This is a genomic window from uncultured Sphingomonas sp., assembly GCF_964235535.1.
GTDB lineage: Bacteria > Pseudomonadota > Alphaproteobacteria > Sphingomonadales > Sphingomonadaceae > Sphingomonas.
The window spans coordinates 21,999-31,662 of the sequence record NZ_CAXSBH010000031.1; the positions used below are offsets into that span (position 1 = coordinate 21,999).

At 69.1% G+C, this 9,664-nt stretch carries 12 protein-coding genes; 7 read left to right on the forward strand and 5 right to left on the reverse strand.

All coding sequences use genetic code 11. From position 1 onward, the window contains the following. Positions 1 to 144: 144 nt before the first annotated feature. Both ACFE7F_RS10345 and ACFE7F_RS10350 read left to right on the forward strand, forming a co-directional pair. Positions 145 to 1,569, forward strand: coding sequence for an aldehyde dehydrogenase family protein (locus ACFE7F_RS10345; RefSeq protein WP_375403767.1), 1,425 nt, complete (start codon positions 145 to 147; stop codon positions 1,567 to 1,569). Between the two features lie 202 nt (positions 1,570 to 1,771). Then, the gene (locus ACFE7F_RS10350; RefSeq protein ID WP_375403768.1) at positions 1,772 to 1,942 is read left to right on the forward strand and encodes a hypothetical protein; all 171 of its coding nucleotides are present in this window, start codon (positions 1,772 to 1,774) and stop codon (positions 1,940 to 1,942) included. 10 nt (positions 1,943 to 1,952) lie between these two features. Here ACFE7F_RS10350 and ACFE7F_RS10355 read toward each other — a convergent pair whose 3' ends face one another. Next, complete coding sequence (locus ACFE7F_RS10355) at positions 1,953 to 2,543, reverse strand: helix-turn-helix transcriptional regulator (protein ID WP_375403769.1); 591 nt, start codon at positions 2,541 to 2,543, stop codon at positions 1,953 to 1,955. A 117-nt stretch (positions 2,544 to 2,660) separates the two neighbouring features. Between ACFE7F_RS10355 and ACFE7F_RS10360 the strand changes: the two genes are divergently transcribed. Then, a complete protein-coding gene (locus ACFE7F_RS10360) occupies positions 2,661 to 2,837 on the forward strand; it encodes a hypothetical protein (RefSeq protein ID WP_375403770.1) in 177 nt (58 codons plus the stop codon). A gap of 11 nt (positions 2,838 to 2,848) precedes the next feature. Then, positions 2,849 to 3,136, forward strand: coding sequence for a hypothetical protein (locus ACFE7F_RS10365; RefSeq protein WP_375403771.1), 288 nt, complete (start codon positions 2,849 to 2,851; stop codon positions 3,134 to 3,136). Here ACFE7F_RS10365 and ACFE7F_RS10370 read toward each other — a convergent pair whose 3' ends face one another. After that, positions 3,137 to 3,826 carry a hypothetical protein gene (locus ACFE7F_RS10370; protein ID WP_375403772.1) on the reverse strand — a complete coding sequence of 230 codons (690 nt, stop codon included), beginning with the start codon at positions 3,824 to 3,826 and terminating at the stop codon, positions 3,137 to 3,139. Next, entirely contained in the window at positions 3,802 to 5,043 is a 1,242-nt protein-coding gene (locus ACFE7F_RS10375; protein ID WP_375403773.1) for a TIGR04063 family PEP-CTERM/XrtA system glycosyltransferase, read from the reverse strand. Before ACFE7F_RS10375 ends, ACFE7F_RS10370 begins: the two co-directional genes overlap by 25 nt. A gap of 82 nt (positions 5,044 to 5,125) precedes the next feature. Here ACFE7F_RS10375 and ACFE7F_RS10380 point away from each other — a divergent pair, with 82 nt between their 5' ends. The 3 genes from ACFE7F_RS10380 to ACFE7F_RS10390 are packed head-to-tail and all read left to right on the forward strand — an operon-like array spanning position 5,126 to position 7,651. Continuing rightward, complete coding sequence (locus ACFE7F_RS10380) at positions 5,126 to 5,269, forward strand: hypothetical protein (RefSeq protein ID WP_375403774.1); 144 nt, start codon at positions 5,126 to 5,128, stop codon at positions 5,267 to 5,269. Next, positions 5,262 to 6,617, forward strand: coding sequence for a putative O-glycosylation ligase, exosortase A system-associated (locus ACFE7F_RS10385; RefSeq protein WP_375403775.1), 1,356 nt, complete (start codon positions 5,262 to 5,264; stop codon positions 6,615 to 6,617). The genes ACFE7F_RS10380 and ACFE7F_RS10385 overlap by 8 nt, the downstream gene beginning before the upstream one ends. Next, positions 6,614 to 7,651, forward strand: a complete 1,038-nt coding sequence (locus ACFE7F_RS10390) for a DNA topoisomerase IB (protein ID WP_375403776.1) — start codon at positions 6,614 to 6,616, stop codon at positions 7,649 to 7,651. Before ACFE7F_RS10385 ends, ACFE7F_RS10390 begins: the two co-directional genes overlap by 4 nt. Before the next feature lie 45 nt (positions 7,652 to 7,696). On the opposite strand, the gene ACFE7F_RS10395 is transcribed toward ACFE7F_RS10390, so the two are convergent. Continuing rightward, complete coding sequence (locus tag ACFE7F_RS10395; RefSeq protein WP_375403777.1) at positions 7,697 to 8,041, reverse strand: endonuclease domain-containing protein; 345 nt, start codon at positions 8,039 to 8,041, stop codon at positions 7,697 to 7,699. Positions 8,042 to 8,365: 324 nt separating this feature from the next. Then, a partial coding sequence (locus tag ACFE7F_RS10400; protein ID WP_375403778.1) for an L-glutamate gamma-semialdehyde dehydrogenase occupies positions 8,366 to 9,664 on the reverse strand: 1,299 nt, incomplete at its 5' end.

Sequence of the window (9,664 nt, forward strand, 5' to 3'; positions counted from 1 at the left end):
CCGGCGCGATCTCAGCCATGCCGGGTAATACAGATGTTACGTTGTAACACTACACTGTCAAGCGACGTCGCGAGGCGTTTCCGATTGCAACCGATCCCGCCCGGCCGCATTGCCCATGCAAACGAACCGACCCGGAGAGCCGCCATGAAGAGCCACCTCAACCACTACATCGACGGCGCATGGGTCGCCTCCGAAGGCGGTCGCCCATACCAGGTCATCGACCCCTCGACCGAACAGCCCGTCACCGAGATCACCTTCGGCAGCCCTGCCGACGCCGACCGCGCCGTCGCCGCCGCCAAGCGCGCATTCGAGAGCTGGTCGCAATCGACCGTCGCCGACCGCGCCGCGCTGCTAGGCCGCATCATCGAGGAATATAAGAAGCGCCTGCCAGACCTCGCCAAGGCGATGAGCGAGGAGATGGGCGCGCCGATGGGCCTCGCCACCGCCGCGCAGGCCCCGACCGGGCTCGGGCATTTCGCTACCACGCTCAAGGCGCTCGGCGAGTTCACTTTCTCCGAACAGGTCGGCCGCGCGACTGTGGTCCACGAGCCGCTCGGCGTCGTCGCGATGATAACCCCCTGGAACTGGCCGCTCAACCAGATCTGCGCCAAGGTCGCCCCCGCGCTCGCCGCCGGCGACACGATGGTGCTCAAACCGTCGGAGGAGGCGCCCACCTGCGCGATCATCCTGGCCGAGATCATGGACGCGGCGGGCGTGCCGCCGGGCGTGTTCAACCTCGTGAACGGCGACGGCCCGGGCGTCGGCGCGACCCTGTGCGCGCATCCGGACGTGGACATGGTCAGTTTCACCGGCTCGACGCGCGCAGGCATAGCCGTCGCTCAGGCCGCCGCCCCCACCGTCAAGCGCGTCCACCAGGAACTCGGCGGCAAGGCCGCGAACCTAGTATTGGAGGGCGCGGATCTCGCGAAGGTGCTGCCCGGCACCGTGGTGGGCGTGCTCGCCAATTCGGGCCAGAGCTGCATCGCCCCCACCCGCCTCCTCGTCCATGAAAGCCAGGTCGCCGAAGCCACCCGGTTCATCAAGGGCATGATGGAGCAGACGACCGTCGGCGACCCCGCCGAGCTGGGCCAGCATATCGGCCCCGTCGTCAACAAGGCGCAGTTCGACAAGATCCAGGGCCTGATCCAGTCCGCGATCGACGAGGGCGCGACCCTTGTCACCGGCGGCACAGGCCGTCCCGACGGCCGCAACGCCGGCTATTACGTCCGCCCGACCCTGTTCGCCAACGTCACACCCGACATGCGCATCGCGCAAGAGGAGGTGTTCGGCCCCGTCGCGACGATCACGACCTACTCGGACGAGGCGCAGGCGATCCGCATCGCCAACGACACGCCCTACGGCCTGTCCGCGACGATCTCCGGCGACCCCGCCCGCGCCGCCGCCGTCGCGCCTAAGCTCCGCGCCGGCCTGGTCACGATCAACTCCTGGAGCCCCGACATCGCCGCTCCCTTCGGCGGCTACAAGCAATCGGGCAACGGCCGCGAGAATGGCCGCTTCGGCCTGACCGACTTCATGGAGGTCAAAACGGTCGTCGGCGCGCCCGCGTGACGCTGCTGCTCGCGCTCCCCGACGCGAGTTAGGACAAGATAGAAACACAACTTCCCGTCACCCCGGCCTTGAGCCGGGGTCCCGCTTCCTACAATCGGCGCGTAGAAGCGGGATCCCGGGTCAAGCCCGGGGTGACGGAAGGGGGGTCGGATAGTATTCACTCGGCTGGCGTCACAACGCGCGCCGTGGCAGGGCCACATGCATGCCCCACTCTCGCCCTTCCGCCGCCGGTGGCGTCCTCGTCGCGATCGGCGCGATCCTGGGCGCGGTGGTCGGCGTCTCGACTCAACAGCCCACCATCGGCCTCATGATCGGCATTGCGGTCGGCTCCGCGCTCGCGGTCGCGATCTGGCTACGCGACCGGGCGCGGTGACGCCCACCGCCTAGCGCGGCGCGCCCATCCGCCATACTACCCGGCCCACCACCTCGACCTCGCCGTCCGGCACCGCCGACGCCGCCGCGTTGTCGCTGACCGCGGTCAGCCTACCCTCGCCGGCGCTCACCCGCTTGACCATGACCGCGCCCTCGATCCGGATCACATAGACGCGCGGCGACGCGGCGGGCGTACGGTCGGCCAAGTCGACGATCAACTGGTCGCCGTCGAGCAGCCCGGGCTCCATCGACGTGCCGCGCACGGTGATCAGCCCCGCCTTGCCCGGCCGCAGCCGCAGCGCCCGCGCGAGCCGCGCGTCGACGCCGTCAATGCCGAGCACCAACTCGCCATCGCTATAGGCCCCCGGACCCGCCGACGCCTCCACGTCGATGCGCGGCAACGCGAACGGCGCGTCGCCGTCCGTCGGTCCACCCAGCGCCGCCTCCGACACGCCCAGCATCGCCGCCAGCGTCCGCCGGTCGCCCTCCGCCAATAGGCGCGGACTGCCGCGCGTGACGAACTGGTGAAGATAGGCCGGGTTGCGCCCGATCGCGCCCGACAAGGTCGCCAGGCTCAACCCGCCCGCCGCCGCTGCGCGCATCAACGCGGTCCTGGGATCATCCTCCGACACGCCGCACCGTTACGTCTAGGAAATCTCCTAGACAAGTTGGATTCTGCGGAACAGATGAAGAACGCGGTTGGGGTCAGGAGTCGCGTCATGTCGCTGTTGTGGGAGATAAAACTGTATTGCCGGCGGACGGAAACGCCGCCGACGAAGTTCGGGCGGCTCGCCGTCAATGATCCGCGCCTGGTTGGTGATCTGTCGCGTGGCCGTAAGCCGGGCCGGTCGATGGAGGCGCGCGTCAAGGCATTCATCGCGCGGCAGGACCGTTGAGTGCGCGATGCGTGCGCGATCCCGTCGCGCTGCTGGCGAGGGCGATCACGGGGTATGCGCGGGCGCACGGCTGCGCGTTCCGGATCGGCTATTTGAGCGGACGCCCATGGGCCAGCGCCACTTTCGAGGGCGAGCGCGTCGAGCTGGAGCTGGACGATGTCGAGCCCGGCGCGGCTTGGCTATCCGAACTGCCCGATGCCGAGCTGACGGTCAGGGAGCATCATGTGGCCGACCTGGTCGTCCGCCCGCTAAGCGACTCGAGCGTGCGGGTCGAGGCGCTGCTGCTGCGCGACCTTTGATCAGGCCGCACGACTCATCCGGCGCTGGTGAAGCATCGTCCCGCGCTCCAGCCGCGCGAGCAGCGCCTCGACCGAGAGCACCCCCGACTCGGCGGCGTGGCGCGACGACAGCTCGAAACTATCGATCCGTTCGCCGGGCGCGAGCGGCGCGGGCCGGGCACCAGGCCGTGTGGCCAGCGGCGGCAGCGCGCGGACGGGGGCGAGCGGTTCGGTGGGCACCGCGCGCGGATCGAACACGGCCAGCGGCTGGTCGAGGTCGGCAGGGATCGCCCGCTCGACCGGGATAGGGGGCGCAAGCGGACCCTCGTCGCCGTTACCAGTTTGCGACAGATCGGCCGCCGACAGCGGCCTGCGGGGCGGCGCGTCGGGGTGGGCGTCGGCGCTACGGACCTGCGGCATGCCGTCCTCGCCGCCCTCGCGCGCGAGCACGCCCCCCGCGCCGAACAGCAGGAATAACGCCGCCCAGACGACCGCGCCGGCTCCGAACCCCGATCCGCCTGCGAGCATCACCCGCCCGGCGATCCCGATCGGCGGTGCGACCACGGCGAACAGCCCCGCCAGCCCGCTCTCCGCTACGAGAGAGTCGAGCGCCGCGGCGGGCGTCAGCGCGACCGCCAACATAAGGATAGTCCCGGTCGCGACGCCGCCGATGAGCGGGATCAGGTTCAGACGGATAAGCGAGGCGACCATGCTTTGACCTTCGGCGCGGCCCCGATCAGCCGCTGGTAAACAGGGTGGTAGCGCTCAATGTTCAACGACCAGTTACGCTCGCGCTCGACGAACGCCCGTGCCCGCGTGCGCCGCGCGTCCCAGCCGCTGCGGTCGGCCAACAGTTCTGCCAGCGCCCTCGCGATCGCGTCCGGGTCGCCCGGCGCGAACAGCGTTCCCGTCTCGCCGTCCCGGATCAGCTCGCGGTGCCCGCCCACGTCCGACGCCGCCACCAGCCGTCCCTGCGCCATCGCCTCCAGCGGTTTCAGCGGCGTCACCAGATCGGTCAGCCGCATGCGCTTGCGCGGATAGGCGAGCACGTCGACCAGCCCGTAATAGCGCTCGACCTCGCCGTGCGGCACGCGCCCGGCGAGACGGATCGCCTCCGCCGCCGCCGACGCGGCCGCCTGCGCCCGGAGCGCCGCCTCCATCGGCCCGCCCCCCACCATCAGCAGCCGGACGAGCGGCCGCCGCGCGATGAGCGCGGGCATCGCCGCGATCAAATCGTCCAGCCCTTCGTAATCGTAGAAGCTACCGATAAAGCCGATCACTTCGGCTCCCTCCAGCCCCAGTTCGGCCGCCAGCGCGTCATCGCGCGGCGCCGGCTCACCGAACAGCCGCATGTCGACCCCGTTGGGCGAGACCACCAGCTTTTCCGCCGGCACGCCCCGCGCGATCAGATCACCGCGCAAGCCTTCGCAGATCACCGCCACCGCACCCGCCCGCGCGATCGCCCAATCCTCCAGCGCCCGCGTCGCGCGGTACCGCGCCGACCCTTCGCGCCCCGTCCCGTTCCCGACCGCCGCATCCTCCCAGAACGCGCGGATCTCGTATAGCAGCGGCAGCCCCCGCCGCCGCGCTACCCACCAAGCCGCCGCCGCATCCAGCGCGGGCGAATGCGCATGGAGAACGTCCGGCCGGAACGCGTCGACCGCCCGCCCGATCGCCCGCGCGAACGCGACCAGTCCCGCCGCCTCGTTAAGCATACCGCCGCTCGGGCCGCCGGGCGCGCCCGGCGTTCGGAAGAACGTCAACCCGTCCACGATCTCGGGTGACGCGCTCTCCCGGTTGTACCGCGCCGCCGTCACTCCCGCCACTTCCCAGCCCCGCGCCTCCTGCGCCTTCAGGATCGCGCGGGTGCGGAAGGTGTAGCCGCTCTGGAGCGGCAGCCCGTGATCGAGGACGTGGAGGATGCGCATTGCGCCCTCCCTGCCCCGTCCTCGCTTAACGCCGCGTCAACCGCGCCCGGCTAGGCGGAAACCGAGGAAGGACCGCGCCCGCATGATCGACAATTTCGCGCTCGGCCTGACCCACGCGCTCATGCTGCTCGCCGCCTGGCGCCTGCTTCGCCGCCCCGATCTCGACCGCGAGCCGAGCCCCCACGACCGCTCGTTCCGCGACCCCGGCCACAAGCCCGATGCGTGACCTCGTCTTCATCGCGTTTCTCGTCGCTTTGTTCGGCGTCGGCTTCCGCCGCCCGTTCCTGTTCGTGCCCGCCTATGTCTATATCGACATCGTCTCGCCCCAGCGGCTCACCTACTACCTGCTGAACACCGTCCCGATTTCCGCGATCGCTTTCGCATTCGTGTTCGGCGGCTGGCTCCTCTCCGACGCGAAGCGTGACGCCCGCGTCGCCCCGCGCCAGATCCTGATCGTCGCCCTCCTGCTTTATTGCTGGACCACCACGACCTACGCCGACTTTCCCGCCGAGGCGCGCGACAAGTGGGATTGGGTGTGGAAGGCGCTCGCCTTCGCCGCCTTCTTGCCGCTCACGCTCCGCACCCGCCTGCGCATCGAGACGCTGCTGCTGTTCATGGTCCTGTCGGCCGCCTCCATCGTCATCGTCGGCGGCATCAAGACGCTCGCCAGCGGCGGCGGCTACGGCCAGCTCAACCTCATGGTCGACAACAATAGCGGCCTCTACGAATCGAGCACCATCGCCACCGTCGCGGTCGCGGTCGTCCCCGTCATCCTCTGGTTCGCCCGCCACGGCACCGTCTTCCCGCCCGACTGGCGCATGAAGGGGTTCGCCTACGCCCTCGCCTTCTCGTGCCTGCTCATACCCATCGGCACTTCCGCGCGCACCGGCCTGCTGTGCATCGGCCTCCTCGCCCTGCTCATGCTCCGCGACGCCCGGCGCAAGCTCCTCTATCTCGGCCTGATCGGCTCGGCGGGCCTGCTCGCGGTCCCCTTCCTACCCTCCGCCTTCAGCGAGCGGATGGGCACCATCGGCGGCTACCAGTCCGACACCTCCGCCTCCACCCGCCTGGCAGTCTGGCGCTGGACGATCGACTATGCGCGGGACCATCCCTTCGGGGGCGGCTTCAACACCTACCTCCAGAACAAGCTCCGCTTCGAGACGGTCGCCGCCGATCCGTCCGGAGCCGTCGTCGAACTCAAGCAGGAGGTCGACCAGGCCCGCGCCTTCCATTCCGCCTATTTCGAGATGCTGGGCGAACAGGGCTATCCCGGCCTCCTGCTCTGGCTCGCCATCAACGTCGCGGGCCTGTTCCGGATGGAAGTGCTCCGCCGCCGCTACCGGTCGACCGAGCCCTGGGCCGCCGATCTCGCCACCGCGCTCCAGGGAGCGCACGCGATATACCTCTTCGGCGCGGCCTTCGTCGGCATCGCCTTCCAGCCGTTCGTGTTCATGCTGGTCGGCACGCAGATCGGCCTCGACACCTATCTCGGCCGGCTCCGCGCCGAGGCAGGCCACCGCCCGATGCGCCCCCGGAACAGGGAGGCGGTCCCGATCATTCCCTCCCCTGCATGAGCACCCTCCCCGATCAGATCGTCTATACCGACGACAGCACCCCCGGCATCACCCGCGAGAAGCTCGAGGACGGTTGGGCCTACACCCATCCCCAGGGCGGGCCGATCGCCGACGCGGACGAGATCGATCGTTTGAACAAGATCGGCCTTCCACCCGCCTACAAGGACGCCTGGTTCTGCGTGAAGGCGAACGGCCATATCCAGGCGGTCGGCTGGGACGAGAAGGGCCGCAAGCAATACCGCTACCATGCCGGCTTCCGCGAGGCGCAGGAGGCCGCCAAATACGAGCGCACCGCCGCCTTCGGCCGCGCCCTACCCAAGCTCCGCCGCAAGGTAGAGACCGACCTCGCCATGCATGGTCTGACCAAAGACCGGGCCGTTGCCGCCGTTGTCCGCCTGCTCGATCGCGGCAACCTGCGCGTCGGCAACGAGGATTACGTCAAGACGAACGAGTCCTACGGCGCGACCACGCTGCGCAAGAAGCACGCCGAGCTCCGCGGCTCGACGCTCAAGCTCCAGTTCAAGGCCAAATCGGGCAAGATGCGCGCGCTCCGCATTACCGACCGCTCGCTGTCGAGCGTCGTCAAGAAATGCCAAGACCTCCCCGACCAGCATCTGTTCGGCTATCTCGACGAGCACGGCGCGGCCCACCCGGTCAGCTCATCGGACGTCAACGCCTACATCAAGGACGCGACGGGCGAGGAGTTCACCGCCAAGAACTTCCGCACCTGGGCCGCCAGCCTGATCGCCTTCGAGGCCATCGCCGAGGCGCAGGAGGACGTGACGCTCAAGACCCTCCTCGCCCCCGTCGTCGAGAAGCTAGGCAACACCCCCGCCGTCGCCAGGCGCTCCTACGTCCACCCCCACCTGATCGACCTGGTGAAGGAAGGCCAACGCGAGTTCCGCGCCGCCCTGAAACTCCCGCGCACCGCCAAATACCTCACCCGCACCGAACGCGGCCTAATCCACTTCCTCGAACGCGACGTGGTGCCGGTGCTGGAGGAAGCCGCCGAGGACGCCCTGGAGGCGGCATGATAAGCCCCTCCTCTTCAGAGGAGGGGTTTGGGGAGGAGAACGCCGCTAACCGGGCCAACGCAGCGGCAACGACAAAGCCTTGGCTAAAATCGTCTCGCAAACACCCTCCATGTTCGTCATCACGTCGCCGTTGCCGAACCGCAGCGTCGTGAAGCCGATCGACAGCATGTTGTGGTCCCGAACCGCATCGTCTTCGACGTCATGAGTGTCCCCATCCACCTCGACGATCAGCCCGATCGACGGGCAGAAGAAGTCTGCCACCAGCCCGTTGATCCGATGCTGCTTGCGGAACTTGAACCCGCCAAGCTGCTTCCTCGACAGTTGACGCCAGAGCCGCACCTCGGGTTCGGTCATGTTGTGCCGCAGTTCCCGTGCAAAGTCGTCGCTCATTTCGTCCCCCCCTGCTATCGCGAGGTCTCCTAGGTCCATAGCCCAGTTCGGTCCCACACACGCGACCAGCGTTCTCCTCCCCAACCCCTCCTCTAAAAAGGAGGGGCTTACCTCTCCGACTAGCTTCTCACCGCGCCGAAAAGTTGCGAGCGCCCGGTAGAAGGAGGAGTAAGCGCGACATAAGCCCCTCCCCTTCAGGGGAGGGGTTTGGGGAGGGGAACGCCGGTTGCGAGTGCAACCCTGACGTGCGCCCACCCCCCATAACCCGCGTTCTCCTCCCCCAACCCCTCCTCTAAAGAGGAGGGGCTTATTCCTCTTCCGCCCTCAAACCCCACCCTCGTCCAAACTCAGCAACGTCGCGTTCCCCCCCGCGCTGGTCGTATCCGTCGATACCGCCCGCTCCAGGCAGAACCGGTACAGGTAGTGCGGCCCGCCCGCCTTGGGCCCGGTCCCCGACAACCCCTCGCCCCCGAACGGCTGAGACCCAACAACCGCCCCGATCATCGACCGGTTGACATACAGGTTCCCTACCCGCGCCGTCGCCTCGACCAGCTCCGCCGAGCGCGCGATGCGGCTGTGCAGCCCCATCGTCAGCCCGTATCCCTTCGCGTTCACCCGCGCGATCGTCTCCGCCAGCTCTCCCGCCTTCCACGTCGCGACATGCAGCAGCGGCCCGAACCATTCGGTCCCCAGCTCCTCCATCCTGTCCAGCCGGATCAGCGTCGGCGGCACGAACAACCCGTCCGCGGGCGCGTCCATCGTCTTCACCCACCGAGCGCGCGCCTGCTCGCGGTAGCCCATCAGCCGGTCATACCCGGCCCGGTCGATCACCGGTCCCACATCGGTCGCCGGATCGCCGGGATCACCGACGCGCAGCGTGTCCATCGCTCCCGCCAGCATATGCAGCACGCCGTCGGCCACGTCCTCCTGCACCAGCAGCAGCCGGACCGCGGAGCAACGCTGTCCCGCCGACCGGAACGCCGAGGTCACGACGTCCGCCACCACCTGCTCGGGCAATGCGGTCGAATCGACGATCATGCAGTTGATCCCGCCCGTCTCCGCGATCAGCGGCACGATCGGGCGCTCATCGTCCTCCACCAACGTCCGCGCGATCCGCTTGGCGGTCGCGGTCGATCCGGTGAACGCCACCCCCGCGATGCGCCGATCGGCGACAAGCGCTTGCCCCACCTCCGGCCCGCCCGGCGTGAACTGCAGCGCGTCGCGAGGCACCCCCGCCTCCCAGGCCAGCTCGACCGCCCGCAAGCCGATCGCGGGCGTCTGCGGCGCGGGCTTGGCGCACACGGCGTTGCCCGTCACCAACGCCGCCGCCGTCTGCCCCAAAAATATCGCCAGCGGGAAATTCCACGGCGCGATCGTCGCCCAAACGCCCCGACCCTCCAGCCGCAGGACGTTCCGCTCTCCGGTCGGCCCGGGCAGCTCGACCGGCCGCAGCTTCGCCCGCGCCTCGGCGGCGTAGTAGCGGCAGAAGTCTGCCGCCTCCCGCACCTCGCCGATCGCATCGGCCAGCGTCTTCTTGGCTTCCTGCACGAGCAGCGCCATCAGCTCGTCGCGGTGCGCCTCGACCAGATTGGCCAACTGATCGAGCACCGCCGCCCGCTCCTC

Excerpts from the sequence above, each read along its gene's own strand:
- ACFE7F_RS10345 (WP_375403767.1), top strand. The coding sequence starts at position 145 with ATGAAGAGCCACCTCAACCACTACATCGACGGCGCATGGGTCGCCTCC.
- ACFE7F_RS10350 (WP_375403768.1), top strand. The coding sequence starts at position 1,772 with ATGCCCCACTCTCGCCCTTCCGCCGCCGGTGGCGTCCTCGTCGCGATC.
- ACFE7F_RS10355 (WP_375403769.1), bottom strand. The coding sequence starts at position 2,543 with ATGCGCGCAGCGGCGGCGGGCGGGTTGAGCCTGGCGACCTTGTCGGGC.
- ACFE7F_RS10360 (WP_375403770.1), top strand. The coding sequence starts at position 2,661 with ATGTCGCTGTTGTGGGAGATAAAACTGTATTGCCGGCGGACGGAAACG.
- ACFE7F_RS10370 (WP_375403772.1), bottom strand. The coding sequence starts at position 3,826 with ATGGTCGCCTCGCTTATCCGTCTGAACCTGATCCCGCTCATCGGCGGC.
- ACFE7F_RS10375 (WP_375403773.1), bottom strand. The coding sequence starts at position 5,043 with ATGCGCATCCTCCACGTCCTCGATCACGGGCTGCCGCTCCAGAGCGGC.
- ACFE7F_RS10380 (WP_375403774.1), top strand. The coding sequence starts at position 5,126 with ATGATCGACAATTTCGCGCTCGGCCTGACCCACGCGCTCATGCTGCTC.
- ACFE7F_RS10385 (WP_375403775.1), top strand. The coding sequence starts at position 5,262 with ATGCGTGACCTCGTCTTCATCGCGTTTCTCGTCGCTTTGTTCGGCGTC.
- ACFE7F_RS10390 (WP_375403776.1), top strand. The coding sequence starts at position 6,614 with ATGAGCACCCTCCCCGATCAGATCGTCTATACCGACGACAGCACCCCC.
- ACFE7F_RS10395 (WP_375403777.1), bottom strand. The coding sequence starts at position 8,041 with ATGAGCGACGACTTTGCACGGGAACTGCGGCACAACATGACCGAACCC.